Raw genomic sequence first — 26319 nt, 5'->3', positions numbered from 1 at the left:
GTCACGCCGGCCGAGCCGATGGCCTGCAAGCGGGTGTTGTTCACCAACGACTGGCTGCCCACCCTGGCCCGGGACGACGTCGAGCTGGTCACCGAGACGATCGTCGAGGTGACCGAGGACGGCATCCGCACCGCCGACGGTCGGGCCCACCCCTGCGACGTGCTGGTCTACGGCACCGGCTTCGCGGCCACCGACTTCCTGGTGCCGATCCGGGTCACCGGACGCGCAGGCGGACTGAACAGGCCGTGCGGGCCGCCGCCGCTCAGGCGGCGCGGCGGTCGCCGGCCTGATTGCCACGCGCGGCGTGACCGGCGCGCGCGGCCGGGGCGGCGTTGCGGTCGGCTGCCTGCGCCCGGTACGCCCCGGAGTGCACCACCCGCAGTGGCCGTTCGGGCTCGTCCGCGCCGAACCGCCAGCGCGACGGCGTCGGCTGCCGCTGCGGCGCGGGCCCACCGGGACGCAGCCCGGGCCGGGACAGCAGCACGATGACCAGGTAACCGACCACCAGGAACCCGTGGCTCACCAGCCGCTGCCCGCTGACCGACCCGGTGACGAGGTCGTTGACCGAGAGCAGCAGCAGCGTGCCGACGAACGCGCTGAGCATCGGCAGGAGACCCGCCGGCGGGCTGCGGCGTACCGCCACGAAGAGGAAGCCGGCCCCGACCGCCACGTTCCAGGCGGCCGACTCGTGCCACAAGTGCTGGCCGGACGCGTGCAGATGGTCGACGGCCGCTCCCCGGCCCACCTGGGCCAGGCCGAGCACGAGCTGAACAGCCCCGAGCAGGCCGAGCGCCGCGCGCAGCCCGACGACCAGCCGGGCGCGGCCGGGCAGGCGGGGCCGCCAGCGCGACCGGCGGACCGGCGGCGGGTCACCGGCGTCGGCGACCGCGTCGCCAGTGGTGCTGACACCGACGGCGGCCAGGATCGCGTCGGTCCGGTCGGGCATGTCGGTGACCAATCGGGTACGAACCCGGCGCGTCACGGCGACCGCCGCCGCGAACCAGGCCCGGCACTGTGCGCACTCGTCCAGGTGCCCCTGCGCCGCCGCCCCTTCGGCGGCGGTCTCCTCCCCGTCCAACTGCGCGGACAGGACCTCCCGCCACTGCTCACACCCCATGTGTGGGTAGTCGGTCCGCAGGACGCTCCGGTTCCCGGCGACCGTCACCCGTTGTGGAATACTCGCCGGATCATGACGCGCTACGGCCTGCTGATCCTGCCCGCCACCAACCGGGTGTACGCCCGCTCCGCCATCGACCTCACCCGGGCCGAGCTGGAGATCTTCGGCCGGTCGGCGCTCGACGGCCGGATCGGCGAGCTGGACACGGAGGTCGTCGGTGGGGCGACCTACGTCACGTTCGCCGGTGACGGGCTGACCGAACGGGACCTGGCCGTCCTGGGCAACCTCTCGGCCGGGTACGCGCTGTTCGAGATCGTCGGCGACCTGCTGCGCCCGGTCGAGTGGAGCCGGCTGGACCGCTACGACGACGATCTGCTCACCATCCAGAAGTACCCCGGCAAGACCAACGAGCAGTTCACCAAGCTGCTGCTCAACGTCACCCTGCTCGCGTCGGACTGGGCCGGCGAGCTGACCAGCCGCCGGTTCCGGGTGCTCGACCCGCTCTGCGGTCGCGGCACCACCCTCAACCAGGCGCTGATGTACGGCTTCGACGCCGCCGGGATCGAGCGCGACCAGAAGGACGTCGAGGCGTACCGCGCGTTCGTCACGACCTGGCTGAAGCAGAAGCGGGTCAAGCACCGGGTGCTGGAGTCGGGGCCGGTGCGGCGGGAGCGCAAGGTGGTCGGCCGGCGGGTGCGCATCGAGCTGGCGCCGACCCGCGAGGAGCACAAGGCGGGCCGTACGCAGTTGCTCGACGTCGTCAACGCCGACACCACCCGCGCGGCGGAGTTCTTCCGCCCCGAGACCGTCGACCTGGTGGTCGCCGACGCGCCGTACGGTGTGCAGCACGGCAGCCGTACCGCCGATCAGGGTCTGACGCGTGACCCGCTGGCGCTGCTCGCGGACGCCGCGCCGGTCTGGGCTCGGCTGCTGCGCCCGGGCGGGGCGCTGGGCATCTCGTGGAACACCCACGTCGCCAGCCGTGACGACGCGGCGGCGGCACTGGCCGACGCCGGCCTGACCGTTGTCGACGCGGAGCCCTACCGCGCGCTGCGGCACCGGGTCGACCAGTCGATCATGCGCGACGTGCTGGTGGCCCGCCGCCCGGCCTGACCGGCTCCGCTCGTCTCCTCCCGGCCTCACCAATCGGGCACACCGGCGTGGCGAGTAACGTTCAAAACGGACCAAGGTCGGCGTACGAGGAGGCTCGATGCAGACGACGACGGTGGATATCCCGACCGGCGATGGGATCGCGGACGCAAGCCTCACCCGCCCGGACGGGGACGGCCCGTTCCCGGCGGTGCTGCTGTTCATGGACGCCTTCGGGCCTCGGCCCCGCCTCGTGGAGATGGCCGAGCGGATCGCCGGACGCGGCTACCTGGTGCTGACGCCGCACCTGTTCTACCGGGCCGGCCCGGCACCGCTGTTCGACCTGTCCCGACTCGGTGATGCCGACCAGCGCGGCGCGCTCTTCAAGAAGGTCATGCCGCGGATCCGCGCGTTGACCCCCGACGTGATCAGCCGGGACAGCGCCGCGTACCTCGACTTCCTGGCGGCCCGCGACGACGTCCGGCCGGGCCCGGTCGCGATCACCGGCTACTGCATGGGCGGCACCAACGCGCTACGGGCCATCGAGGCGCACCCGGACCGGATCGCCGCGATGGCCAGCTTTCACGGCGGGCGGATCGTCACCGACGCGCCGGACAGCCCACACCTGGGCGTCGGCTCGATCACCGGCGAGGTGTACTTCGGCCACGCCGACGCCGACCAGTCGATGACGCCCGAGCAGATCGCCACGCTGGAGAAGGCGCTCGACGCCGCCGGGGTGCGCTACCGCTCCGAGGTGTACGCGGGCGCGCACCACGGCTACACCATGGCCGACACCCCGGCGTACGACGAGCAGGCCACCGAGCGGCACTGGGCGGCCCTGTTCGACCTGCTGGACCGCACCCTGCCGGCGAACTGACGCGGCCCACCCGCCGCCCGGATGGGCATGCCTACGCGCGGCGCAGCAGCACCGGGCCGGCGTCGATGCGGGTGCGGAACAGGGCGTACGGCTTGCGTCGCAGGTCCTGGCCGCGCTGGTACTGCGGCTGCCGGTGCAGCTGGTTGGCGGTGACGTAGAGGTACCCGTCGGTGGCCACCGACATGGTGTCCGGCCAGAGCAGTCGCGGGTCGTGCACCAGCGTCTCGTATGCACCGTCCGGCAGTCGACGCAGCACCGCGTTGTGCTCGTACGCGGTGAGGTAGAGCCGCCCCGCGTCGTCGCTCTCCAACCCGTCCGAGGCGCTGCCCTTGTCACCCTCGTCGACAACTGTCGCGGCGACCGCCTCCTGGGTGACCGACGGGTCGGCCAGCGCCTCGGTGGAGACGCTGTGCAGGCGCCGGGAGGCCAACGGGCAGTAGTAGAGCCGGGTGCCGTCGGCGGAGATGGCGATGCCGTCGGAGCCCATGCCCACCGGCTTCGGTGGCCCATCGGCCGGCCGTTCCAGGAACGGCCGGCCCTCGACCACCGGGCGGAACGACGTCAGCGGCTCCGCCTTGGTGGACGGGTGGTCGTGCAGCCGCCGCCAGGAGGCCCCGCTGGCCAGGTCCACCACGATGATCCCGTTCGGCCCGGCGAACGCGGAGTCGGTGATGTAGGCGACCCCCGACTCGCCCCGCCGCAGGTCGAAGCGGACGTCGTTGAGGTACGTCGTCGGCAGCGCCACGTCCGCCGGGAAGGTGATCACCTGGGCGACGGTGTCGGTGTCCAGGTCGACCCGGACCAGCTTCGGGCCGCCCGGCTTGGTGGGCTGCAACATCGGGCTGCCGGTGTCCAGCACCCAGAGCCGGTCGGCCGGGTCCACCACGATGCTCTGCACCGAGACGAACGCGCCCGCGTCGTCGTCACCGGCCGGGTCGTTCCACGCCTGGTCGGGGTAGGGCATCTCCCGGCCGTCGCGCAGCTCGACGACGGTGGCCGGCACCTCGTCGCCCCACTTCGGGAAATTGACGAAGATCCGACCCCGGTGCGAGACACTCACCCCGGTCGGCATCGGGCCGGTGAACGTGTGCACCAGCTCCAACTCGCCAAGCGACTCGTCGCCGACCGGCCCGTTCACGACGTCCACCCCACGCTGCTCATCGGCTCGCTCCCCACCCGTCGGCCGTTACCGCCCTCGGGTGCGGTTGTTCCCGCCCGGGCGTCCGATATGCCTCCGATCAGCTCACTGGCGCTCCGGCCCGCGCCGTGGGTAGACCGGGCACCGGGACGTCCACCGCGAGCAGCGCGCCGTCCTGCGGGCCCGCCGCGTCCAACCCCACCCGGGCGGTGCCGATGAAGAGTCGCCGCAGGTCGGGGCCGCCCAGGCAGATGCCGGCCGGCTGCTTGGCCGGCAGGCGGATCTCCCGGTCGAGGGTGCCGTCGGGCCGGTAGCGGCGTACCGCCGAGCCGCCCCACAGCGCGATCCAGAGGTGGCCGGCCGCGTCGAGGGTCATGCCGTCCGGGCCGCCGTCGGCGGGGGACAGCCGCAGGAACGGCTCCCGCCCGTGCAGGGCCCCGGTGGCGGGGTCGACGGTGAACCGGTCGATCTCGCCGCGGGGCGTGTCGGCCAGGTACATGGTGGTGCCGGCCGCGTCGAACGCCGGCCCGTTCGGGATGGTCAGCCCGGTCACCGCGGGGACCGGCTCGGCGCCCGGGGTGAGGCGGAAGAGCGTGCCCCCGCCAGGCACCATCGCGTACGCCATGCTGCCGGCCCAGAAACGGCCGTGCGGGTCGGCGACCGCGTCGTTCATCCGGGTCGGCTCGGGCGCGTCGTCCACCAGCTCGGCGACCGGTCGGGGAGCGCCGGTGGCGGGCAGCAGGGTGACGCCGGTCCCGGCGGCGGCCAGCCATTCGCCCGGTCGGTCGACCACCGGGGCGACCGCGCCGAGCGGCACGTCGAGGCGGCGCAGCTCCCGCAGCGGGGTCGGGGCGTCGCCGTCGGTCTCCAACAGTCGCCCGGCAAGCAGGTCGACCAGGACCAGCCGGTCGTCGACCCAGCGCAGGCCCTCACCCAACTCCAGCCGGTCGGTGCTCCAGACGGTCGGCTCGGTCAGCTCCATGGGTGCTCCTTAAAAGGGATCGTCAGCGGACCGTACCGCCGGGGCCGTGGTCGAGCAGCGCCAACCCGGCCCGGTCGGGCAGGCCCTCCCAGTCGCCCCGGGTGGCCGTCTGGCCGTCGCTGCGGCCTCCGCCCGCGGCACCCTGCCTGCACCCGCCGTGCGGCCCGTCCCACGCTCGGCCGGCGGCCACAGCCACGATTACAGTTCCGCCATGGAGGACACCACTCGCGGCATACGGATCAGACGCGGTGGCCCGGCTGACGCACCCGCCGTACTGACCATGCTCGACTCCGCGGTGCTCTGGATGAACGCTCGCGGCAATACCGAGCAGTGGGGCACGACACCGTTCTCGGAGAAGCCCGGCGGGGTCGAGCTGGTCGACCGGTACCTGACCGAGAACCTTCCGTACATCGCGGAACTGGACGGAACGCCAGCCGGCGCCCTGGTCTTGGACTCCGGGCCTGATCCGCAGACACCGATCACTCCCGCGGACGAGCCCGAGCGGTACGTCCGTCTCCTGGTCTCCGACCGACGATTCGCGGGTCGACACCTCGGGTCGGCCCTGCTGACGCACGCCGTGCAGGAAACCCGGCGAGCCGGCGTGCGGTTGCTACGGGTCGACTGCTGGGCGGGCGGCGGCGGCGAGTTGGTGGCCTTCTACGAACGCCACGGGTTCACCCGCACCGAAACCTTCCGCTCGGGAGCCTGGCCGGGGCAGGTGCTGGCCCAGAGGGTCGGCTGACCGGCGCGTCGCCCCAGGTATCCACGGTAGGCGCCCCGTACCCGGCGGCGGGCGGCCTGGCCGGGGTGTCAGGTGCAGCGGATCAGGTCAGCCTCTATCGGGCGGCTGGGTCAACGCGGTCGCGGAGGGGAGCCGCTGCTACCGCCCTCGTTGTCCCAGACCGCGTACCGATCAGCGGTCGCCGCCGACGGGCCCGGACGCGGCGCGGCGGCCAGGATGTCCGGCGCTCGCCTGCGGTTGGCCGGGTCCGCGGCGGCGGTCATCGCCCGCGCGGCTGCCTCCGGCTCGGTGGCGGGTGGCACCACGAGCAGGTCGACCTGGTCGTCCCTGCCCGTGGTAGCGACCAGCACAGCAGGGTCGAGGGTGTCGAACCAGCCGATGCGAACCACGTGCGGTCCGACGGTCAACCGATGGACCCGGCTGTCCCAGGCGCGGATGTTGAGCATGAGATGCCGGATCCGGCCATGCCGCTCGATCAGGGCGCCGACAAGCCCGGGGAGTTCGGCGGCCGCGTCCCACGACCGTGGCCACCAGGCGCCGTCGAGCATCGTCCGTCCCCGAACGGTGGCGAGGATGAGCCGAGGGGCGGTCGGGGTCGGGACGGAGATCGGGGCGGCCCGTCGCGCGGTGGCGGGCATGACTCAGCCGTCCTGGCGGGGCGTCGGCGGAGCCGGGGCGACGCCCGTCCTCGACAGGGGGACAGAACCGGATGAGGGCCATCCGGGCGGGGGCGTCGAGGAACGGCGGTTGCGCATCCTGAGCTGGAGGATCCGGGCGGTGCCGGGAAGGGCGACGAGAAGGACGCCGATCACCGCCGCCAGCAGCAGCGCCACGCCGGTGGGCAGGGCCGAGTGCGTCCCGAAGAAGGACACCTCGGCCTGCTGCCCGTTCTGAAGTACGAAGATCAGAAGCAGCAGGAGCATGACCGCGAACACCACGGCGACGATCCACAGATCCCCGATTCGCGATCGCTTCACCACCGGCCGCAGGGGAGCCGGACGAGAATCGGTGGGACCCTCGTGACCGTTGATGGTGGAGGGTTGGATGTGGCTGTTCGGGGGTGCGGTCATGACGATCCGCCGCCTTCCGATGGGTGCCCGATGTAGCTGACTGCCAGCGTGGCGGGCCGAGGGCGAGCCGGCGACAGACCGTCGCGGGCCCGGCGAGCCGGTGCGGGGGAGGGGCCGGCCAGCGGTGCCACGGGAAGTCGGCGACCGGGTCGATGGGTGTATGGCGGCGGGTATTCCCAGCGTACGCCGTTACGAGCCGCACCGCCGCGTGGGCGGCTTCCGACGAGCCGCGGCCCGGTGCATGTGCGGTCGCCCAGGGTGGGGCGTAAGCTGGACATGTCGCCCGGGCCACCCGGTGGCCGCCGGATGTCGCCGCCACCAGCCCGTCAGGGGCGTTATCGATCGTCATCCCATCGCTGCCGCCTGCTGGTCGTGTTCGGTTGTCGCCGACCACGTCCCGCCAGAGCCCGGCCAGTCGGATTCACCGGTCACCGCGCATTCGGGTTCGCGGTGCTGGCCGCAGGGGCGTTCCGCCCGCGCTTTCACACCGCCGTCCAGGCGCACGATCGTTCCGGACGGCTCAACAAGGGAGCACCAGATGAGGATCGCCAAGCACAGGATCGTCAGCGCGCTACGCGACCGGGGTCAGCAGGCCAGGGCCGACTGGGTCGAGCGTGAGCTGCCGGAGCGGGTCGACCCGGCCAAGCACTCCGGGCTGCTCGCCACCCTGCATCTCGATCCAGCCGACCTCGCCGACGCGCCGTCCCCGTGAGGGTCGCCCTGCTCGGGCCGGTCGCCTGGCGGACACCCCCACACCACTACGGTCCGTGGGAGCAGGTGACCGGCCTGCTCGCCGAGGGGCTGGTCAGCCGCGGCGTGGACGTGACGCTCTTCGCGACGCTGGACTCGGTCACCTCCGCCCGGCTCGACGGCGTCGCCCCCCGGGGGTACGCGGACGATCCGGGCCTGGACGGCCGGGTGTGGGAGGCGATGCACGTCTCCCACGCGTTCGCCCGCTCGGCGGAGTTCGACCTGGTGCACAGTCACCTCGACTGGCTGCCGCTGGCGTTCGCGGAGCACTGCCACGCTCCACTGCTCACCACCGTGCACGGCTTCTCCGGGGCGGGGATTCTGCCCGCCTACGCCCGAGCCCGCTCGTCGTACGTGTCGATCTCCGACGCCGACCGGAGCGCCGAGCTCGACTACGTCGCCACGGTGCACCACGGCGTCGACCTCGCCGGGCTGCCGTTCACCCGCGACGCCGGTCCGGGACTGGCCGCGTTCGGCCGCATCCATCCCGACAAGGGCACCCACACCGCGATCGAGATCGCCCGCCGCGCCGGCCGGCCACTGACCATCTGCGGCATCGTGCAGGACGAGCGGTACTTCGCCGAGCAGGTGGCCCCGCACATCGACGGCGACCAGGTCGTCTTCCTCGGCTCGGTCGGCCCCCGACGGCGCGCGGAGGTACTGGGCGCCAGTACCGCTCTGCTGCACCCGATCGCGTTCGACGAGCCGTTCGGGCTGTCGGTGGTGGAGTCGATGGTCTGCGGCACGCCGGTCGTCGCGTACGCGCGGGGGTCCATGCCGGAGGTCGTCGACGAAGGGGTGACGGGTTACCTCGTCCACACCGTCGAGCAGGCCGTCGACGCGGTGACCCAGGTCGCCGGCCTGGACCGGGCCGCCTGCCGGGAACGGGCCCGGCAACGCTTCGGCGCGGACCGGATGGTCACCGACTACCTCGCCGTCTACGACCGCCTCATCCGCCGCGGCGCCGCACCCGTCGAGCGACCGGTCGTTCCCGACCAGGCGACCCTGGTCTGATTCCCACCCATAGCTGATCACCCCGAACACGTTCCGCCGGTCACACACGCTGACCGGCGTGCGCCGTCACCGCGTGAGGCGTGCCCCCGTGCCCCGGTGGCGGCCGACAACCGGAAGGCCCGACGTTCATGCCCAGCTACGGATTCCTCAGCACCCACCCGCCGACCCGGTGTGGACTGGCCACCTTCAACTCCGCCCTTGCCGCCCACCTCACCGCCGACGGCACGCGCGGTGGCATCGTGCGGGTCACCGACCCCGGCGACGACCAGCGGCCCGGGCCCGGCGTGGTGCACACCTGGTCGGCACGGACCCCGGCCGGGTGGCGGGACGCCGCCGCCGTCCTGAACACCTTCGACGTGGCCATCGTCCAGCACGAGTACGGCATCTACCCGGGCACCGACGGCGAGGACGTCCTGCCGTTGCTGCGCCGGCTCACCGTGCCGAGCGTCGTGGTCCTGCACACCGTGCTGCGCGGGCCCTCCGTCCGGCAGAAGTCCCTGCTGGAACAGATCGTCGCCACCGCCGGGGCGGTCGTCACGATGACCGACACCGCCCGGGACCGGCTGCTCATCGGCTACGACGTGCCGGTAGAGAAGGTGACAGTCATCCCGCACGGCGCCGCCGAACTCGCCGGCGTGCCCGTCGACCGGCGTACCCGCCCGCACCTGCTCACCTGGGGACTGATCGGCCCCGGCAAGGGCATCGAGTGTTCACTGCGCGCCCTCGCCCGGTTGCAGGACCTGGAACCGACGCCCACCTACACGGTCGCGGGCCGGACCCACCCGAAGGTCATCGAGCACCACGGCGAGTCGTACCGGGCGGGGCTGCACCGGCTCGGCGCCCAGCTGGGGATCGCGCACGCCGTGGACTACCAGGACGTCTACCACGACCAGGAGGCCCTCGGCCGCCTGATCCGCTCCGCCGACGTGGTCGTGCTGCCGTACGACTCCCGCGAACAGGTCACCTCCGGCGTGCTCATCGAGGCGGTGGCCGCCGGAGTGCCCGTCGTGGCCACGGCGTTCCCGCACGCCGTCGAGCTGCTCACCGGCGGGCCCGGTCTGGTCGTACCCCACCAGAACCCGGCGGCGCTGGCCCTGGCGGTCCGGCGGATCCTGACCGAGCCGGGCCTCGCGGCCCGGCTGGCCGGCCGGGTGCGGCCGCTGGCCGCGGACCTGCGCTGGCCGGCGGTGGCAGCCCGCTACGGCACCCTCGCCGAACGGCTCACCGAAGTGCGCTCGCCCGCTGTCAGCGTGGTGTCGGCGTGACCGCGACCGCCGGCCGCCCTCGGACGCTGTCCAGCAGACGGTGGATGACCGCGCCCGCGCCGAGCTTCGCGCACCTGGTCCGGCTGAGCGACGACACCGGCCTGTTCGAGCACGCCCGACACGCCATCGTCCGGCGAGAGCACGGCTACTGCACCGACGACGTGGCCCGTGGCCTGGTCGTTCTCTGTCGCGAGCCGGAGCCGACCGAGGAATTGCTGCGACTCGCGGAGCGGTACCTCGCCTTCCTGACCCACGCGCAGGACGCCGCTGGCGCCTTCCACAACCGGCTCGGGCACGACCGGCGCTGGACCGACGAGCCTGGCCTCGGCGACTGGTGGGGCCGGGCACTGTGGGGGCTGGGCACGGCCGTCGCCCGCAGTCCCGCCGCCTGGGTACGGGAGGAGGCGCTGGTCGCCTTCAGTCGCGGCGCGACGCGGCGGTCCCCCGCCCCGCACGCGATGGCCTTCGCCGGGCTCGGCGCGGCCGAGGTGCTGCGTCGCCACCCGGGCCACGTGTCCGCGGCGGCGTTGCTGGCGGACGCCGCCAGCGCCGTCGGCACAACGGACTCCGACCCGCGGTGGCCCTGGCCGCAGCAGCGGTTGACCTACGCCAACGGTGCTTTCGCCGAGGTCGTCATCGTCGCCAGTCAGCTGCGCCACGGTGGTCCACCCCTCGACGAGGGCTTGCGGATGCTCACCTGGTTGCGGGACGTTCAACTCCGTGACGGGCGGCTGTCCGTCGTACCCGCCGCCGGGTGGCGACGTGGCGCCGTACGGTTCCACCACGACCAGCAGCCGATCGAGGTCGCGGCCCTCGCGGACGCCTGTGCCACGGCCGCCACGATCACCGGTGACCCGGCCTGGGATGACGGGCTCCGGCAGGCGATCGGTTGGTTCCTCGGTGACAACGACCTCGGCACGCCCATGTGGGATCCGAGTACCGGCGGCGGTTACGACGGGCTGACCGCGCACGGTCCAAACCTCAACCAGGGCGCCGAGTCCACCCTCGCGCTCATCTCCACCCTGCAGCACGCCCGGCGGTGGTCGTGACCGACGTTCTGGCCGTCCGCCAGGACGTCACCCTCACCCCCGACCCCCGTCGGGTCGTCGTCAAGCTTTTCGTTCCGGGTGAGGACGCGGCGGTGGTACGCACCCGCGCGGGGGCGCTCATCGAGCGTGTCGCGGGCCTCGACGACGAGGAGACCGGCCGGCTGCTGCGGGACACGCTCGACCGCTTCGGCGCCCGGCACCGCGACCTCGCCGCGACGTTCCAGCATCACTACGACCTCGTGCGGCACCGCGCCGCCCGCGCCCCGGACCTCTCACCCACCAGTCGGCTCCTGGTCGGCGCCTACTTCAGCCACGAGTACGCGGTCGAGGCCGCCGCCCTGTGCAACCCGTCGATGGTCGCCCACCCCGACCAGAGCCGGTTGAGTGCCGGGCAGCTGCGCGTGGCGGTCAGCCTCCGCCAGATCGGCGAGGGTCACCTGTCGTCCATCGGATTCGCCAGCGCGGTTCTCGGGCCAGGGCACCAGCTCACCGTCACCGACCGGTCCGGTCCGCTGGTCGTCGGACAGCTGACGGGTGTGCGGCACCGCCGGGATCTGCTCGTCGCCGGTCTGGCCGAGAAGGACTGCGACAACGAGGTCACCGCCACGGTGCTGGACGCGCTGCCCGACCGGTACGACGAGGCGACCTTCGAGCGGGTGCTCGGTGATCTGCCGCCGGACCTGCTCTCGCGCAGCACCGGGCTGGACACGCTGGAACACCTGCGCCGCACCAACGCCGGCAGCTACGCCACGGCCTTTCCCGCCGAGACGGCTCTGCATGAACGCGTGCTCTGGCCGGCCACCCCGGCAGAGAGCAACGGCATGGAGGACGCCCGGTTCGTCCGGTTCACCGATGGGTCGGATCCGGTGTACCGGGCCACCTACACCGCCTACGACGGCCGGCGCGTCGCCACCCGGGCACTGGTCAGCCCCGATCTGCGCCACTTCGAGATGACCCCGATGCGCGGGCCGGGGGCCCGCAACAAGGGGGTCGCGCTGTTTCCCCGTACCGTCGGCGGCCGGCACCTGGCGCTCTGCCGCGCCGACGGCGAGACCATCGGTCTGACCACCCTGAACGCCGACAACCGCTGGCAACACCCGGTCCCGCTGCACGCGCCCCGGGACAGCTGGGAGCTGATCCAGGTCGGCAATTGCGGATCTCCCATCGAGACCGAGGCGGGCTGGCTCGTGCTCACCCACGGTGTCGGCCCGATGCGTCGGTACGCGATCGGCGCGCTCCTGCTCGACCTGCACCGACCGGATTGGGTGGTCGCGCACCTCCCCGGCGTGCTCCTGGCCCCCGAGCAGTCCGACCGGGACGGCTACGTGCCGAACGTCGTCTACTCCTGCGGCGGGCTCGTCCACGACGGTGAGCTGTGGCTGCCGTACGGCGCCAGCGACGCCCGGGTCGGCTTCGCCACCGTGCCGATGGCCGCCCTGCTCGCCGCGATGGTGGACGCTCGGCGAGACTGACCACCGACGGGCCGACGGGCGGCCGCTGCGGTCGGGTCGATCAGGCGAAGTCCGCGGAGAGGTGCCCGCGCAGCGTGGCCAGCGCCCGGGCGATCAGCCGGGAGACGTGCATCTGGGAGACGCCGATCTGCTCGGCGATCTGGGCCTGGGTCAGGTTGCCGTGGAACCGCAGGCTGAGGATTCGTCGCTCGCGTTCCGGCAGCGTGGCGAGCGCCGGGCCGAGGGCGACGCGGAGGTCGACGAGGTCGAACTCGTGGTCGTGCTCCCCGAGGGTGTCGCCCAGCTCCATGCCTCCGTCGATGCCGGTGGGGGTGGACAGTGAGGTCGCGCGGTACGCCCGGGCCCCCTCCAACCCCTCCAGCACGGTCTCCTCGGAGACGTCGAGGTAGGTCGCGATGTCGGCCACCGTGGGCGAGCGGCCCAGGGTGTGCGTCAGCGTGCTGTTGGCGGCGCTGATCGCCAGGCGGAGTTCCTGGAGGCGGCGCGGCACCCGCACCGCCCAGGTGCGGTCCCGGAAGTACCGCTTGATCTCGCCGACGATGGTCGGGATGGCGTACCCGCTGAAGTCGACGCCCCGGGTGGCGTCGAAGTGATCGACCGCCTTGATGAGGCCGACCATCGCGGTCTGCGTCAGGTCCTCGTCGGGGGCGCCCCGCCCCGAGTAGCGACGGGCCAGATGGCGGGCGAGCGGCAACCACGCCTCGATGGCGCGGTCCCGCAGGGCCGGTCGGCGCGGGTCGTCGGCCGCGGTGGTGGCCAACTCGACGATCAGCTCGTCCGCGCCGGCGGTGTTACGTCGGCTGACAGCGGTGCCGACCGTGGGTTCGACAGTCGTGAGCATGGGCTGGTCCTCTCCGTGTCTGCCTGTCGACCACGCGACCGGGGAGAATTCGGTGCGCTGTCGACAGGACCACAACCACGGGCCTCGCCGCCGCGTCATGTCGGTTCAGGTGCGGTGTGCACGTTACCCGAAAGTTCGAGCCATTACTAGCCGAAAGTATGAGAGTGCCCAGCTGGGTGTGCTCCGGTGCGGCGATCTGGGGCTGCCCCGGCGGCCGGTCACCCGGCCGCCGGGGCGCCTCGTCAGGACTCGAGCTGTCGGCGTCGACGCAGGAGGAGCAGCAGGGCTGCGCCGCCGGTGACGGCGATGCTGCCGACTGCGGTCAGGGCGGGCAGCAGGCCGCCGCCCCTACCTCCGGTGACGGGCAACTCGGTACGGGTCGGGGCCACCGTCGGCTGGCCGGTCGGGGTGCCCGTGGGCTGCCCGGTCGGTGTCCCGGTGGGCTGCCCGGTCGGTGTGCCGGTCGGCTGCCCGGTTGGCGTGCCGGTCGGGGTCCCGGTCGGCGTGCCGGTCGGGGTGCTGGTGGGCGTGCCGGTCGGCGTACCGGTCGGGGTCGACGTGGGGGTTCCCGTCGGCTGGAGGCAGGCCGGCGCGTTGATGGTGTTCGTGTCGAGGGTGACCTCGCCGGTCCGTGCCAGGGCACGGCCCTCGAGGGTGGCGCCGGTGTTCATGGTGATCGAGGTCTGGGCCAGGATGTTGCCCATGAAGCGGGTGCCGGTGCCGATCGTGGCCGAGCTGCCCACCTGCCAGTAGACGTTGCAGGGTGAGGCGCCGTTGATGAACACCACGCTGCTGTTGGAGGCGGTGACGAGGGTGGAAGCGATCTGGAAGATGAACACCGCCGCCGGGTCGTTCTGGCTGTCGAGCGTCAGCGTCCCCGTCAGCTGTGCGGCGTCGATCCGGTAGACCCCCGGAGTCAGCGTGGTGCCGCCCAGTTCGGCGGGCAGGTTGGTGAACGGCGTCCGGCCGGCGGCGTCGTTGTACGCCGTGGTCAGGTCGTTCTTGGCCTGCAGCGCCACGGCGTCGGCCAGGTGGATCTCCCCGCCGACGATCCCTGGCGGAAAGCCGGTAGCGGCGCTACCCGGGCTGACACCCAGGCTCTGCGCCAGGAAGCTCGGCCCGGTGTTGGTGACCCGTTCGCCGGCCAGCACGGAGAAGTTCGCGGCTGTTCCGAGGTTGACCGGCGCCTCGGCCGCGCTCGCGCCGGTGCCGCTGAAAACGAGTACGGCGACGGCCGCGCCGCCAGCGGCGACGGCCGTCAACGCGGACATGACCGCGCGTCGAGGTCGGCGCAATAGTGTGCTTGTCACGATGTTCCCTTTCACGAATGCGTCTCACCGGACACCGGTCGGGTCGGCAGATGGGCAGCCGTACCGAACCGCAGATGGACGTATCGGACTTTTGCATAGGTAATGCCGTAAAGCCTCTATAACGGTCAAATTGCTTCAATGGCCACCTTGACCACTCGCCGATGGCGGCGCCTGAGCGACACAGGGGAGTCGCTCGTCTCGCCGGGCCCTCGCACATTGGCCAGTTGGCCGCCAGGCTTCTACGGTGGTCAGGACACGGGAGGTGGAGCTTGGTCGACGCCGGCGACGCGGCGCGTTGGTTGCAGCTCAACGCACCCCGGGGCGGGCCGGACGAGTTGTCGCTTCTGGTCACCCGGGCCGCGCCGGCAGTCGGCGCCACCGAGATCGTGATCTATCTGGCCGACTACAACCAGTCCTGTCTCGTGCCCCTGCTCGGCGCCGGTATCGCCCGGGACGAGCTGGCGATCGAGACGACCCTGGCCGGTCGGGCGTTCACCACCCTCGACGTGCAGCGTGCCGCCGACAATCCGGACCGGCTCTGGGTGCCCCTGCTGCTCGGCTGCGAGCGGCTGGGTGTGCTGGAGGTCGTGTCGCCGGCCGCCGCCGACACGGCGTTGGACGGGCCGGCCTGGGAGTTGGCGGTCAACGTCGCCCAGGTCCTGGTGAACCGTCGGCTCTACGGCGATGTCGTCGAGCGGATGCGGCGACGCCTGCCGATGCAGGTCGCCGCCGAGATCGTCTGGGGGCTGCTGCCGCCGCTGACCTTCGCGACCGACGACCTGGTGATCACCGCGATCCTCGAACCGTGCTACGACGTCGGCGGCGACATCTTCGACTACGCGCTGAACGGCGACGTGCTCAGCCTCGGGCTCTTCGACACCTGCGGGCACGGCATCAAGGCGAGCACCCTGGCCTCGCTGGTGGTCAGCGCGTACCGCAACGCCCGCCGGTCCGGCCTCGACCTCGTCGACACGGCCATCAGCATCGACCGGTGGGTGCGCTCCGAGCACCCCAGCTACTTCGCGACCGGACTGCTCGCCGAACTGGACCGGCGCACCGGTCGGCTCCGGATCATCAACGCGGGGCACCCCGGCGCCATGCTGCTGCGTGACGGCAAGGCCATCCGGGAGTTGCCGGGGCCGACCGCGCTGCCGCTCGGCCTTGGTCACCTGTCTCAGGCGCGACCTCGGGTGCACGAGGAGGAGCTGCACCCCGGCGACCGCATCCTCGCCTACACCGACGGCATCACCGACGCGAAGGCCATCGACGGGGAGCGGTTCGGTCTGGACCGGCTCGTCGACTTCGTCAACCGTGCCCTCAACGACGGGCTGCCCAGTCCGGAGACGATGCGCCGCCTGGTGCGCGCCGTCCTCGCCTACCAGGACGAGCAGCTGGACGACGACGCCACCGCCCTGTTCCTGGAGTGGCAGCCCCCGCACCTGCCGTTGGGGCACCTGCGGCACGTCACCGCGCCCCACCCCTGACCGCCGAGTGGGATTTTGCACTCCCAGTGCACTTGTCTCCGATTCCGGGGCTGTCTAGCGTCACACCATGGCTGACTCGTGGACCTTCGCCGTGGCCCGTGCCGACCTGCGCCACACCACTCTCGCCGATGGCGACGGGCCCGAGTTGCCCGACGGTGCGGCGCTGCTGCGCGTCGACCGCGTCGGCCTCACCGCCAACAACGTGACCTACGCGGTGCTCGGCGACGCGATGCGCTACTGGGAGTTCTTCCCGCCCGGCCCCCGAGGGCTCGGGCCGCAGTGGGGGCTTCCGCCGCTGTGGGGCTTCGCCGACGTGGTCGCCTCGACGGTTGCCGGGGTCGAGGTCGGCCAACGGGTCTACGGTTACCTGCCGCCCGCCGGCCACCTGGTGGTCCGGCCGGACCGGGTGGACGCGTCCGGGTTCCGCGACGCGAGCCCGCACCGGGCCGAGCTGCCCTCGCCGTACAACGCGTACCGGTCGACCGCCGGAGACCCGGTCCACCAGGCCGATCAGGAGGACCTGCTGATCCTCTTCCGGCCGCTGTTCTTCACCTCGTTCATGTTGGCCGACCAGGTCGTCGACAACGACTTCTACGGCGCGCGGTCGATCGTTCTGTCGTCGGCGTCGAGCAAGACGGCGTACGCCGCCGCGTCCGAACTGTACGGTCGCGGCCCGCGACTGGTCGGGCTCACCTCGCCCGGCAACGCCGCGTTCACGCGGTCCCTCGGCTGCTACGACGACGTCGTCACGTACGACGACATCCACGCCCTCGACGCGGTCGCCACCGTGTACCTCGACCTGTCCGGAGCGCCCGCGACCCGGGCCGCGCTGCGCGCTCACCTCGGCGACCGGCTCGTCCGGGACATCGCGGTGGGGCTCACCAACCAGACGCCCAACGCGGAAGCCGCCGGGGAGGTCTTCTTCGCGCCGGTGCAGATGCGCAAGCGCAGCCGGGACTGGGGCCGCGACGGGCTCGACAGGCGGTTCACCGAAGCCTGGCGGCGGTTCGTCCCGGCGGCGAGCGGGTGGCTCGACGTGCGGGTCGGCAACGGTCCCGAGGCCCTGCGAGACGCGTGGCTCGACGTCCTCGCCGGTCGTACGCCGCCCCGGGTCGGTCACGTCGTCCAGTTCTGAGCCGGCCGCTACGGGACGATCGCGTCCCCGTGGCCGCCGTCGACCCGGACCGCCGCGCCGGTCGTCGCGGAGGGCTGACGCGAAGAACCGCTGGTGATCCGCTGGTGCGATGGTCCAGCGCCCGCCGGTTGCCCCCGGCCGCTAGGCTGTGGGTGCGGGCACCGATGACCCATCGCCGGGCCCGCCCCTCCGCCTCCCCACGGCTTCGAAGCTGCCGATCACTGAGTCGAGCGCTGCCGTGCACATCTCCTGGAGCACCTCGTGCCCGATCTGACCTCCGCCCGGAACCCCTTCACCATCGAGGGGGGCAGGGTCGTCGACGACGAGCGCAGTCCGGCCGCGGACGTCAGCGCCGCGTCCATGACCCGCCTGCGTACCCCCTTCGCGGCCGAGACCGAGGCCGGCGCGTCGGCCGACCGGCCCGACGGACCGGAGGAGAAAACCGTAATCTGACCCGCCGCCGCTCGTCTCCGATCACGAGGCGGTCAGCGCGCACGCGCGCCGACCGGACCGAGCGCAGGAGGAGTGGGATCCATGTCGTCAGCCGGTCGGGCAGCACCCGATCCCGGGCTGGTCGTCGCGGCTCGACAGGGCGACCGGCGCGCTCTCGACGACGTCGTGGCGGCCTCGCTTCCGCTGGTCTACAACATCGTCGGGCGCGCGCTCCGCGGCCACGCCGACGTCGACGACGTGGTCCAGGAGACCTTGGTACGGGTGATCCGGCACCTGCCCGCGCTCAACGACCCCGCGGCGTACCGGTCCTGGCTCGTGGCGATCACGATCCGCCAGGTGCGCGACTGGGACCAGCGTCGCCGCATCGCCCTCAACCGGGACGCCGGGCTCGACGCGATCCACAACGTGCCCGACCCCGCCTCCGACTTCGCCGGGATGACGATCCTCCGGCTCGGCCTCACCGACCAACGACGTGAGGTCGCCGAGGCGACCCGCTGGCTCGACCTGGACGACCAGGAACTGCTCTCGCTCTGGTGGCTGGAGGAGACCGGCGAGCTGACGCGTGCCGAGATCGCCGAGGCCGCGAGTCTGTCGCCGGGACACGTCGCGGTGCGCATCCACCGGATGAAGGAGCAGATCCAGAGCGCCCGGGGCGTCGTCCGCGCCCTGCGTGCCCGCCCCGGCTGCCCGGCCCTGGGCGCGGTGGCGGCCGAGTGGGACGGCACTCCCAGCCCGCTGTGGCGCAAGCGGCTGGCCCGACACATCCGTGACTGCGCGTCCTGCGGGCGCCGGGGCTCCACGTTCCTGCCGATCGACAGGCTGCTCGCCGGGATGCCGATGCTGCCACTGCCGGCCGGCCTCAGCGCCCACATCCCGAGCGCGACGGTGCCTCCGGCCGCCGCCGCGCCGGCCGCCGCCGCGCCGGCCGCCGCCGCGCCGGCCGTCGGACCGCATCCCCCGGGCGTCGCCGAGCTTGCGGCGCACGCGCCCCGTGGTGTGGTCCCCTACCTGGCCGCCGGAGTGGTTGCCGCGGTCCTCGCGATCACCACGTTGGTGGTGGTGCTTCCGGATGATCCGGCTGCCGGGCCCTCCTGGGCCGTCCCGCCGCCCGCGGCGCCCACCACCGTCGCCTCCGCGTCCGCCTCCCCGAGCAGCGCGCCGTCACCGAGCGCGCGCCCCACGTCCAAGGCCCCGGTCGCACCGGCGGTCAGCTCCACGCGCAAGGGCGTCGGGGTGTGGAACTTCGCCGGAGCGAGCCAGGCGTTGGCCAGCTCGAAGGCCGGCTGGTACTACACCTGGGGCACCCAGCACCCGGGGATCAGCACTCCGCGCGGCGCGACGTTCGTGCCCATGATCCGCAGCGCGGAGAACGTCACCGCCGCGGAGCTGGCCCGGGCCCGGGCCGCCGGGCCGTACCTGCTCACCTTCAACGAGCCGGACCTGCCCGAACAGGCGAACATGACCGTCGAGCAGGCACTGGACCTGTGGCCGACACTGATGGCGACGGGCAGCAGGCTGGGCAGCCCGGCGGTCGCCTGGGGCGGCCCGGACCCGCAGGGTTGGCTGGATCGGTTCATGACCGGCGCCGAGGCCCGGGGCCACCGGGTGGACTTCATCACCCTGCACTGGTACGGCGCCGACTTCACGACCGCGGCGGCGGTCAACCAGCTTCGGCAGTACCTGCAGGCCGTCCACCAGCGGTACCAGAAGCCGATCTGGCTGACCGAGTTCGCGCTGATCCGCTACGACGGCGGGCGTCAACAGTTTCCGAGCCAGGAGCAGCAGGCGGCCTTTCTCACCACGGCCGCCGACATGCTCGGCCAACTCCCCTACGTGCAGCGCTACGCCTGGTTCGGCCTCCCCGCCACCGACAAGGACCGGTCCGGGTTGTTCAGCGACGGCACCACGGCGACAGTGATCGGCCGCGCGTTCCAGGCCGCACGTTGAACAGGCTGTCCGGGCTGTCCGGGCTGGGACATCAGAGGGCTGAGCAGCAGTGACCGGCTAGACCGGCGGCTCGATCGCGTCGACGAGCACCTGGAGCACGTGCCGGTACGGCTGCCCGGTGGCCCGGCTCATCCCCATCTCGCAGGTGCGGTTGCAGGAGGCGTACGCGTCGTGGTCGCGTTGATTGACCTCGGCGGCCTGAGCGGCGGTGGCGCCGCTGGTGACCTCGGGATGCAGCAGCCCGCGGTCTCCGGCGAACGCGCAGCATCCCCAACTGTCCGGCACGGTCACGGTGTCGGCCACCGCCCGGGCCACGGTGTGCAGGTCGTCGATGCCGTCGAGGTGCACGGTGGAGCACGTGGGGTGCAGGGCCAGCGAGCCCAGACGCCGTGGTGTGGGCAGCGCCGGCAGGAGGTGTTCGGCGGTGAAGGTCACGCTGTCGACGAAGCGCAGAGCGCCGTACCGTGCCCGGTCCTTCTCGGCCAGCGCGGCGGTCAGTTGGGTCAGCCCGTGGGTGCAGGAGGACGCGTCGCACACGATGGGCAGCCGGCCCCGGTCGCTGGCCGTCCACAGCGCGGCCAGGGTCCGCTCGGCCATCTCGCGGTGGCCGGCGGGGTAGCCCTTGGACTGCCAGGGCGTCCCGCAGCACAGACCCGCCGTCTCGGCCGGCACGACGACCGGCACCCGCGCCAGCTCGCACAGGCGCAGGAACGCCGCCGCCGAGCCGTCGGACGGGCCGTCCTGGGGCGCGAAGACGCTGCCGATGCAGGCCGCGAAGAACACCGCCCGCGCGTCCGGCGCGCTGCGTGGCTCGGGGCGGGGCCCGCCGGCGCGCGGCATGTCGGCGCTCCACTGTGGTACGAGTTCGGTGGCGCCGAGTGAACGGATCACCCCGGTGGCGGCGCGGGTCAGCGGTGTCGGCACGGCGTGTGCGGCGTTCAGCCCGACCCGGACGCCGGCCACGGCGCCCTTCCAGTGCCGGGCGACACCGCGGGCGGTGCGCTGGGCGAGCGGGCTGTGCTGCTCGGCACGCAGCCGCTTCATCGCCGCGCCGGTGTCGATGCCGACCGGGCAGGCGGTGACGCAGAGGCTGTCGGCGGCGCAGCTGTCCACCGCGGCGTACTCGTAGTCGGCGGTCAGCTCCCGGCGGCGCTCCTCGTCCCCGGCCGCCGTGGCGAGGGCGATCTGCCGTTGCAGGACGATGCGCTGCCGGGGCGTGGTGGTGACGTCGGCGGTGGGGCAGACCGGCTCGCAGTAGCCACACTCCACGCAGGCGTCCAGCTCCTCATCGACGGTCGGGACGGCCTTGAGCTGGCGCAGGTGCACCGTCGGGTCGTCGTTGAGCAGCACGCCGGGGTTGAGCAGGCCGCTCGGGTCGCACAACCGCTTCAGCTCGCGCATCACGTCGTACAGCTCGTCGCCGTACTGTCGCCGGACGAAGGGCGCCATGGCGCGACCGGTGCCGTGCTCGGCCTTGAGTGTGCCCCCCTCGGCAAGCACGAGGTCGACCATGTCGTCGGTGAACCGGGCGTAGCGGTCGATCTCGGCCGGTGTGTCGAAGGACTGGGTCAACATGAAGTGCAGGTTGCCGTCGCGGGCGTGTCCGAAGATCACCGCGTCGGGATAGCCGTGCCGCTCGAACAGGCGGATCAGCCCGTCGCAGGTGCCGGTCAGGCGCGGCATCGGCACGGCGACGTCCTCCAGCAGGGCCGTGGTGCCGGGCGGGCGGGCGCCGGCTACCGCCGTGTAGAGGCCCTTGCGCAGGTGCCAGAGCCGGGCCCGCTCGCGCGGGTCGTGGGTCAGCTCGGTGCCGGTGACGGCGGGCAGCCGGTCGAGCACGGGCTGGGCGTCGGCAAGCGTCGCGGCCAGCCGCTCCGCGCTGTCCTCGGCGAACTCGACCAGCAGCGCGGCGTGCCCGACGACCGTCAGCCCGCGCAGGGCCGGGCTCGCGTCGGAGTCGCGCTGGCTGACCCGCAGCGCGGCGGCGTCGAGCAGTTCGGCGGTACGCGCGCCGGCGGCGAGCAGGGCCGGCAGCGCATCGGTGGCGGCGCTGAGACCGGGCAGGATCAGCAGGCCGGTGGCGGCGTGTTGGTGGATCTCGACGGTCCGGAAGACGGCCTCGGCCACGAAACCGAGCGTGCCCTCGCTGCCGATCATCAGGTGGGCCAGCATGTCGACCGAGCGGTCGTGGTCGAGCAGCGAGTTCAGTCCGTACCCCATGGTGTTCTTCATGGCGAACAGCCGCTCGATGGTGGCGCGCGACCCCGGCGTCGCGCGCACCCGGTCGCGCAGGCGCAGCAGCCCGGCGTGCAGTTCGGGCTCGGCGGCGCGCAGCCGGTCGTCGGCGTCGCGGGCGGCGGAGTCGACGACGGTGCCGGACGGGAGGACGAAGCGCAGCGACTCCATGGTGCGGTACGCGTTGTCGGTGGTGCCGCAGGTCATCCCGCTGGAGTTGTTGGCCACCATGCCGCCCACCGTGCAGGCGGCCTCGCTGGCCGGGTCCGGTCCGAGCCGGCGGCCGTAGCGGGCCAGCCGGGCGTTGGCCTGCCGGATCGTCAGGCCGGGCTGGAGCCGGATGCGGCGGCCGTCGTCGAGCACCTCGGCGTGCCGCCAGTCGGTGCGCACGTCGACCAGCACGCCCGCGCCGCCGGCCTGCCCGGCGAGGCTGGTGCCGCCACCGCGCAGGGTCAGCGGCACACCGGCCTCCCGGGCGCCGACCATCAGCGCGCCCACCTCGGCCGCCGAGGCCGCGCGGACCACGGCCTGCGGCTCGAACAGGTACGGCGAGGCGTCGTGCGCCGCCGCCAGCCTCCGGGGCAGCTCGGCGCTGGCCCGGGTCGGATCGTCGAGGTGCGAGCGCAGCAACTCGGCCACCTCGCGGGCGCGGACGCCGGCGGCGCTCGGCGCGGGAACGACGGTGCTCATGGGCGGATCCTCCCGAAAAGGGTGGTCAGTCGGCCACCGGAGACGCGGCGATCAGCAACCGGTCGGGGGCGGTGTCGACCGGCGCCGGCAGCCGCAGCGGTTGGCGGCCGGGGGTGATGCTGCCGAGCACCGAGGCGTGCCGCGCGCCGGTGCCCGAGGGCAGGGCACCTGGCAGCCCGTGCACGGTCAGGTAGCCCAGCAGCGCGAAGGCCAGCGCTTCCTTGGCGTCCGAGGCGACACCCACCTCGTCGCTGGACGACAGGTGGACGTCCGGCAGCTCGTCGCCGATCATTCGCAGCAGCGTCGGGTTGTGCGCGCCGCCGCCGGAGACGATGAGGCGGGTGACGCCGTGTTCGCGGCAGGCGTCGGCCACCGTGACCGCCGTCAGCCGGGTGAGCGTGGCCAGCACGTCGTTCGGCTCCGGCGTGGGGGCGTCGGCGAGGGCGGCGAGCAGGTACGGCAGGTGGAACAGCTCCTTGCCGGTGCTCTTCGGGCCGGGCTGCCGGTAGTACGGCTCGTCGAGCAGCCGCCGCAGCAGGGCCGGGTTCACCTGCCCGGCCGCCGCGCCGCGCCCGTCCCGGTCGTACTCCTCGGTGCCGCCGCTGACGTGGCGGACGGCGGTGTCGAGGAGCGCGTTGGCCGGTCCGGTGTCGAACGCGAGGGGATCCGCGTCCGGCGCGACGACGGTGATGTTGGCGATGCCGCCCAGGTTGAGCGCGGCGGGGACGCCGGGCAGGCCCCGCAGCAGCAGCGCGTCGAACAGGGCGACCAGGGGAGCGCCCTGGCCACCGGCGGCGACGTCGCGGCTGCGCAGGTCGGCCACGACCGGAAGGCCGGTGGCCTCCGCGATCCAGGCCGGCTGACCGAGCTGGAGGGTGCCGCGGACCGTACCCGCCTCGACCCAGTGGTGCATCGTCTGGCCGTGCGAGACGACCAGGTCGGCGTGGCCGCCGCACAGTTCCGCGACCGCCCGCACGCCCGCCTCGGCGAAGGTCTGGCCGATGCCGGTGTCCAGCACGCAGATCGCCTCGGTGGTGGTCGCCGCGGGTGGCAGGGCCGCGGCGATCCGGGTGCGCAACCGCTCGGGGTACGGGTGGCTGAGCCGGCCCAGCGGTCGCATCCGCAGGGTGTCGCCGCTCAGGTCGAACTCGGCTGCGGCGGCTTCGATGCCGTCGTAGGAGGTTCCAGACATCAGGCCGATCACGCGCATCGCGTCCTCCTTCAGCCCTCGAGCGGGCAGTCAATAAATGACGTTGGCTCACAGTAGCGCGAAACTTTTTGCCAGGGCGCGTCCGGGCTGGTTACGCTGTGGTTTCAGCCTGCTGACAGAGGGCGCGTTGGCCCAGCAGGGCACGCCCGGTGGCGCTCGGCGGCTGAACATCAGCGAGAGGAACGAACACCGGATGGACCTCAGCACCCTCGGTACCGAGACCCGCAACGACAAGACCAGCGACCTCGACCGGATGTCTCCCACCGAGTTGCTTCTCGCAATGAACGACGAGGACCGCTCGGTCGCGGACGCCGTCCGTCGGGCCGTGCCGGACATCGCCGCCGCCGTCGACGTCATCGTGGCGTCGCTACGCCAGGGCGGACGGCTGATCTACCTCGGCGCGGGCACCAGCGGCCGGATCGGCATGCTCGACGCCGTGGAGATCCCACCCACCTTCGGTACGACGCCCGACCGGGTCATCGGTCTGCTCGCCGGCGGGGCACGAGCCTTCGGCGTCGCCGTCGAGGGCGCCGAGGACGACCCAAACCGCGCCGTCGCCGACCTCGACGCGGTCAACCTGACCGCCCGCGACACGGTGGTCGGGCTCGCCGCCAGCGGCCGTACCCCGTACGTGGTCGGCGGGTTGGATCACGCCCGCGCGCGCGGCGCGGCGACCGTCTCCGTGGCCTGCAACACCGACGCCGTGATCAGCCGGCACGCCGACGTCGCCATCGAGGTGCCCACCGGCCCCGAGGTCCTCACCGGCTCCACCCGGCTCAAGGCCGGCACCGCCGAGAAGCTCGTCTGCAACATGCTCTCGACCGCCACGATGGCCCGGCTCGGCAAGGTCTACGGCAACCTCATGGTGGACATGAACGCCACCAACGCCAAGCTCGTCGACCGGGCACGCCGGATCGTCGCCGAGGCCGCCGACACCGACCTCGACACGGCCGCGCGGGCGCTCGCGGCGGCGCACGGGCACGCCAAGACGGCCATCGTGCTGCTGCGCGCCCACTGCACCGCCGAGGAGGCCGCCGCACGGCTGCGCGTCGCCGCCGACGACGTCCGGGCGGCCGTCGCGGCCTGACCACAACGCGTCGCGCGTCGCCGCTGCCGTGCTCCGCTGGTCAGCGGTTGAGGTAGACGGCCAGGCCGCCGAGCTCCTCGCTCGCGATGAACACCGACCGCACGTTGAGGATGGCCTCCTCGACGTGGGCCTCACAGCCCCACGCCGCATCACCCCACGAATCGGCGATCTTGATCTTCGCTGGTGCGGTGCACCCCTGGGCGCCGCCGAGCTGGCAGTGCTCGGGATGCGGTCGGGCGGCCTGTGCGGCCGCGGCGACGCGCATCCGGTCGGCGAGTTCCGCCGCGGCGGCGGCGCGCTGTTCGGCCTCGGCGCGCAGTTGCCGCTCGGCGCGTACCGCCTTGGCCAGCTCCTCGTGCGCGGCCTTGGCGCGTGCCTCGGCGGCCGTCTTCGCCTGCTCGACATGGTGGCGTTCGATGGCCAGGGCCGCGGTGTCGGCGAAGACCCGGGCCAGAGCGAGATCGGTGTCCTGCGGGACGCGCGGGGTGCGGTGGTACATGGCGAAGGTGCCCAACAGGCTGCCGTCGCGGGCCAGGACCGGCATCGACCAGCAGGCGGCGAGCCCGGCCCGCTCGGCCAGGTCGCGGAAGTCATCCCAGAACGGGTCGGTGGCGATGTCGGTGACGATGACCGGTTCCCGCCGGTGCGCGGCGGTGCCGCACGAGCCGACGCCCTCGCCGGTGGCGATCCCGTCGATGGCCTGGTTGTAGAACTCGGGCAGGCTCGGTGCGGCGCCGTGGCGCAGGTGCCGGCCGTCCGGATCGGCGAGCAGCACGGAGACGAGCACCTGCTCCGGTGCCAGCTTCTCGATGCAGCGGGCCATCCCGTCGAGCACCTCGGCCAGGGGCGCCTGGCGGGCGATCTGCTCCAGCATGGCGCGGTGCTCGACCATCAGCCGCTGGGCGTGCTTGACCTGGGTGGTCTCCACACCGATCACGCGGATCCCGGTCACGGTGCCGCTGGCGTCTCGGCGTGGCTCGTAGGTGAAGTCGAAGAACGCCTCCCGCGCGTGCGGACCGGCCCCCAGCACGATCCGGGCGTCCCGACCGGTGTAGGGCTCACCCGTGCGGTAGACCTCGTCCAGCAGAGCGACGAAGCCCTGACCGGCCAACTCGGGCATCAGCTCGGCGACCGGAACCCCGGTGCGCGCCCGCTCCTCACCGATGGTGGCGAAGAACGCCGGGTTCGCCGTCTCCACCACGTGCGTGGGCCCCACGAGAGACGCGAAAGCGGCGATGGACTGCCCGAACAGTGCCCGCAGATCCTCCTCGGCCGTCTCCCCGGCACTCACCGCAGTCGACCGCTGGCCCGATACCGCCGTCATGCCGTGGTCGCCCCTCTCCTGTACGACTTCGTTGGATG

At 72.9% G+C, this 26319-nt stretch carries 24 protein-coding genes; 13 read left to right on the top strand and 11 right to left on the bottom strand.

The annotated features are described in order from the left end of the window. Positions 1 to 262 precede the first annotated feature (262 nt). Positions 263 to 1117 carry a zf-HC2 domain-containing protein gene (locus OG505_RS24190; RefSeq protein WP_405434670.1) on the bottom strand — a complete coding sequence of 285 codons (855 nt, stop codon included), beginning with the start codon at positions 1115 to 1117 and terminating at the stop codon, positions 263 to 265. Between the two features lie 72 nt (positions 1118 to 1189). Between OG505_RS24190 and OG505_RS24185 the strand changes: the two genes are divergently transcribed. Beyond that, the gene (locus tag OG505_RS24185; RefSeq protein ID WP_405427827.1) at positions 1190 to 2230 is read left to right on the top strand and encodes a TRM11 family SAM-dependent methyltransferase; all 1041 of its coding nucleotides are present in this window, start codon (positions 1190 to 1192) and stop codon (positions 2228 to 2230) included. Between the two features lie 97 nt (positions 2231 to 2327). Further along, entirely contained in the window at positions 2328 to 3083 is a 756-nt protein-coding gene (locus tag OG505_RS24180; RefSeq protein ID WP_405427825.1) for a dienelactone hydrolase family protein, read from the top strand. A gap of 31 nt (positions 3084 to 3114) precedes the next feature. Here the strand turns inward: OG505_RS24180 and OG505_RS24175 are convergent, their stop codons facing one another. The 3 genes from OG505_RS24175 to OG505_RS24165 all read right to left on the bottom strand — a co-directional run bounded on the left by OG505_RS24175 (position 3115) and on the right by OG505_RS24165 (position 5393). Continuing rightward, complete coding sequence (locus OG505_RS24175; protein ID WP_405427824.1) at positions 3115 to 4230, bottom strand: L-dopachrome tautomerase-related protein; 1116 nt, start codon at positions 4228 to 4230, stop codon at positions 3115 to 3117. A gap of 91 nt (positions 4231 to 4321) precedes the next feature. Further along, the gene (locus OG505_RS24170; RefSeq protein WP_405427822.1) at positions 4322 to 5203 is read right to left on the bottom strand and encodes an SMP-30/gluconolactonase/LRE family protein; all 882 of its coding nucleotides are present in this window, start codon (positions 5201 to 5203) and stop codon (positions 4322 to 4324) included. A 22-nt stretch (positions 5204 to 5225) separates the two neighbouring features. Further along, the gene (locus OG505_RS24165) at positions 5226 to 5393 is read right to left on the bottom strand and encodes a hypothetical protein (RefSeq protein WP_405427820.1); all 168 of its coding nucleotides are present in this window, start codon (positions 5391 to 5393) and stop codon (positions 5226 to 5228) included. Between the two features lie 21 nt (positions 5394 to 5414). Between OG505_RS24165 and OG505_RS24160 the strand changes: the two genes are divergently transcribed. Continuing rightward, positions 5415 to 5945 carry a GNAT family N-acetyltransferase gene (locus OG505_RS24160; protein WP_405427818.1) on the top strand — a complete coding sequence of 177 codons (531 nt, stop codon included), beginning with the start codon at positions 5415 to 5417 and terminating at the stop codon, positions 5943 to 5945. 110 nt (positions 5946 to 6055) lie between these two features. Here OG505_RS24160 and OG505_RS24155 read toward each other — a convergent pair whose 3' ends face one another. Both OG505_RS24155 and OG505_RS24150 read right to left on the bottom strand, forming a co-directional pair. After that, positions 6056 to 6583, bottom strand: a complete 528-nt coding sequence (locus tag OG505_RS24155) for a DUF5994 family protein (RefSeq protein ID WP_405427816.1) — start codon at positions 6581 to 6583, stop codon at positions 6056 to 6058. Between the two features lie 3 nt (positions 6584 to 6586). Further along, entirely contained in the window at positions 6587 to 6925 is a 339-nt protein-coding gene (locus OG505_RS24150) for a lipopolysaccharide assembly LapA domain-containing protein (protein WP_405427814.1), read from the bottom strand. 628 nt (positions 6926 to 7553) lie between these two features. Here OG505_RS24150 and OG505_RS24145 point away from each other — a divergent pair. From OG505_RS24145 to OG505_RS24125, 5 genes are all read left to right on the top strand, one after another. Next, positions 7554 to 7727: a hypothetical protein gene (locus tag OG505_RS24145; RefSeq protein WP_358096054.1), complete on the top strand. Its 174-nt coding sequence runs from the start codon at positions 7554 to 7556 to the stop codon at positions 7725 to 7727. After that, positions 7724 to 8779: a glycosyltransferase family 4 protein gene (locus tag OG505_RS24140; protein ID WP_405427812.1), complete on the top strand. Its 1056-nt coding sequence runs from the start codon at positions 7724 to 7726 to the stop codon at positions 8777 to 8779. The genes OG505_RS24145 and OG505_RS24140 overlap by 4 nt, the downstream gene beginning before the upstream one ends. A gap of 128 nt (positions 8780 to 8907) precedes the next feature. After that, positions 8908 to 10044, top strand: coding sequence for a glycosyltransferase (locus tag OG505_RS24135; protein WP_405427811.1), 1137 nt, complete (start codon positions 8908 to 8910; stop codon positions 10042 to 10044). Then, positions 10041 to 11093, top strand: a complete 1053-nt coding sequence (locus OG505_RS24130; RefSeq protein ID WP_405427809.1) for a glycosyltransferase — start codon at positions 10041 to 10043, stop codon at positions 11091 to 11093. The genes OG505_RS24135 and OG505_RS24130 overlap by 4 nt, the downstream gene beginning before the upstream one ends. Beyond that, complete coding sequence (locus OG505_RS24125) at positions 11090 to 12565, top strand: glycoside hydrolase family 130 protein (RefSeq protein ID WP_405427808.1); 1476 nt, start codon at positions 11090 to 11092, stop codon at positions 12563 to 12565. Before OG505_RS24130 ends, OG505_RS24125 begins: the two co-directional genes overlap by 4 nt. A gap of 40 nt (positions 12566 to 12605) precedes the next feature. On the opposite strand, the gene OG505_RS24120 is transcribed toward OG505_RS24125, so the two are convergent. Further along, positions 12606 to 13406, bottom strand: a complete 801-nt coding sequence (locus OG505_RS24120) for an RNA polymerase sigma factor SigF (protein WP_405427806.1) — start codon at positions 13404 to 13406, stop codon at positions 12606 to 12608. Between the two features lie 242 nt (positions 13407 to 13648). Beyond that, positions 13649 to 14677 (bottom strand): ice-binding family protein, encoded by a 1029-nt coding sequence (locus OG505_RS24115; protein ID WP_405427804.1) that lies wholly within the window; start codon positions 14675 to 14677, stop codon positions 13649 to 13651. Between the two features lie 308 nt (positions 14678 to 14985). Between OG505_RS24115 and OG505_RS24110 the strand changes: the two genes are divergently transcribed. From OG505_RS24110 to OG505_RS24095, 4 genes are all read left to right on the top strand, one after another. Further along, complete coding sequence (locus OG505_RS24110; protein ID WP_405427802.1) at positions 14986 to 16200, top strand: PP2C family protein-serine/threonine phosphatase; 1215 nt, start codon at positions 14986 to 14988, stop codon at positions 16198 to 16200. 67 nt (positions 16201 to 16267) lie between these two features. Beyond that, a complete protein-coding gene (locus tag OG505_RS24105) occupies positions 16268 to 17335 on the top strand; it encodes a DUF2855 family protein (RefSeq protein WP_405427800.1) in 1068 nt (355 codons plus the stop codon). A 261-nt stretch (positions 17336 to 17596) separates the two neighbouring features. After that, positions 17597 to 17788 carry a hypothetical protein gene (locus OG505_RS24100; RefSeq protein ID WP_405427798.1) on the top strand — a complete coding sequence of 64 codons (192 nt, stop codon included), beginning with the start codon at positions 17597 to 17599 and terminating at the stop codon, positions 17786 to 17788. Positions 17789 to 17869: 81 nt separating this feature from the next. Then, the gene (locus OG505_RS24095; RefSeq protein ID WP_405427796.1) at positions 17870 to 19735 is read left to right on the top strand and encodes a sigma-70 family RNA polymerase sigma factor; all 1866 of its coding nucleotides are present in this window, start codon (positions 17870 to 17872) and stop codon (positions 19733 to 19735) included. A gap of 57 nt (positions 19736 to 19792) precedes the next feature. On the opposite strand, the gene OG505_RS24090 is transcribed toward OG505_RS24095, so the two are convergent. Next, the gene (locus tag OG505_RS24090) at positions 19793 to 22660 is read right to left on the bottom strand and encodes an FAD-binding and (Fe-S)-binding domain-containing protein (RefSeq protein WP_405427795.1); all 2868 of its coding nucleotides are present in this window, start codon (positions 22658 to 22660) and stop codon (positions 19793 to 19795) included. A 25-nt stretch (positions 22661 to 22685) separates the two neighbouring features. Beyond that, positions 22686 to 23870 carry an anhydro-N-acetylmuramic acid kinase gene (locus tag OG505_RS24085; RefSeq protein ID WP_405427793.1) on the bottom strand — a complete coding sequence of 395 codons (1185 nt, stop codon included), beginning with the start codon at positions 23868 to 23870 and terminating at the stop codon, positions 22686 to 22688. Positions 23871 to 24063: 193 nt separating this feature from the next. On the opposite strand from OG505_RS24085, the gene murQ reads away from it, so the two are divergent. Next, positions 24064 to 24957, top strand: a complete 894-nt coding sequence (gene murQ / locus OG505_RS24080; protein ID WP_405427791.1) for an N-acetylmuramic acid 6-phosphate etherase — start codon at positions 24064 to 24066, stop codon at positions 24955 to 24957. A gap of 40 nt (positions 24958 to 24997) precedes the next feature. On the opposite strand, the gene OG505_RS24075 is transcribed toward murQ, so the two are convergent. Beyond that, positions 24998 to 26248 carry a GAF domain-containing protein gene (locus OG505_RS24075; protein ID WP_405427789.1) on the bottom strand — a complete coding sequence of 417 codons (1251 nt, stop codon included), beginning with the start codon at positions 26246 to 26248 and terminating at the stop codon, positions 24998 to 25000. Positions 26249 to 26319 lie beyond the last annotated feature (71 nt).

It is taken from the genome of Micromonospora sp. NBC_00617, assembly GCF_045161355.1.
In the GTDB taxonomy this organism is placed as follows: domain Bacteria; phylum Actinomycetota; class Actinomycetes; order Mycobacteriales; family Micromonosporaceae; genus Micromonospora.
The sequence above is the reverse complement of the archived record's forward strand: the minus strand, read 5'-3'. Positions and strand labels throughout refer to the sequence as shown.

Excerpts from the sequence above, each read along its gene's own strand:
- OG505_RS24160 (WP_405427818.1), top strand. The coding sequence starts at position 5,415 with ATGGAGGACACCACTCGCGGCATACGGATCAGACGCGGTGGCCCGGCT.
- murQ (WP_405427791.1), top strand. The coding sequence starts at position 24,064 with ATGGACCTCAGCACCCTCGGTACCGAGACCCGCAACGACAAGACCAGC.
- OG505_RS24115 (WP_405427804.1), bottom strand. The coding sequence starts at position 14,677 with ATGTCCGCGTTGACGGCCGTCGCCGCTGGCGGCGCGGCCGTCGCCGTA.
- OG505_RS24185 (WP_405427827.1), top strand. The coding sequence starts at position 1,190 with ATGACGCGCTACGGCCTGCTGATCCTGCCCGCCACCAACCGGGTGTAC.
- OG505_RS24120 (WP_405427806.1), bottom strand. The coding sequence starts at position 13,406 with ATGCTCACGACTGTCGAACCCACGGTCGGCACCGCTGTCAGCCGACGT.
- OG505_RS24095 (WP_405427796.1), top strand. The coding sequence starts at position 17,870 with ATGTCGTCAGCCGGTCGGGCAGCACCCGATCCCGGGCTGGTCGTCGCG.
- OG505_RS24085 (WP_405427793.1), bottom strand. The coding sequence starts at position 23,870 with ATGCGCGTGATCGGCCTGATGTCTGGAACCTCCTACGACGGCATCGAA.
- OG505_RS24170 (WP_405427822.1), bottom strand. The coding sequence starts at position 5,203 with ATGGAGCTGACCGAGCCGACCGTCTGGAGCACCGACCGGCTGGAGTTG.
- OG505_RS24145 (WP_358096054.1), top strand. The coding sequence starts at position 7,554 with ATGAGGATCGCCAAGCACAGGATCGTCAGCGCGCTACGCGACCGGGGT.
- OG505_RS24155 (WP_405427816.1), bottom strand. The coding sequence starts at position 6,583 with ATGCCCGCCACCGCGCGACGGGCCGCCCCGATCTCCGTCCCGACCCCG.
- OG505_RS24090 (WP_405427795.1), bottom strand. The coding sequence starts at position 22,660 with ATGAGCACCGTCGTTCCCGCGCCGAGCGCCGCCGGCGTCCGCGCCCGC.
- OG505_RS24105 (WP_405427800.1), top strand. The coding sequence starts at position 16,268 with ATGGCTGACTCGTGGACCTTCGCCGTGGCCCGTGCCGACCTGCGCCAC.
- OG505_RS24135 (WP_405427811.1), top strand. The coding sequence starts at position 8,908 with ATGCCCAGCTACGGATTCCTCAGCACCCACCCGCCGACCCGGTGTGGA.
- OG505_RS24190 (WP_405434670.1), bottom strand. The coding sequence starts at position 1,117 with ATGGGGTGTGAGCAGTGGCGGGAGGTCCTGTCCGCGCAGTTGGACGGG.
- OG505_RS24180 (WP_405427825.1), top strand. The coding sequence starts at position 2,328 with ATGCAGACGACGACGGTGGATATCCCGACCGGCGATGGGATCGCGGAC.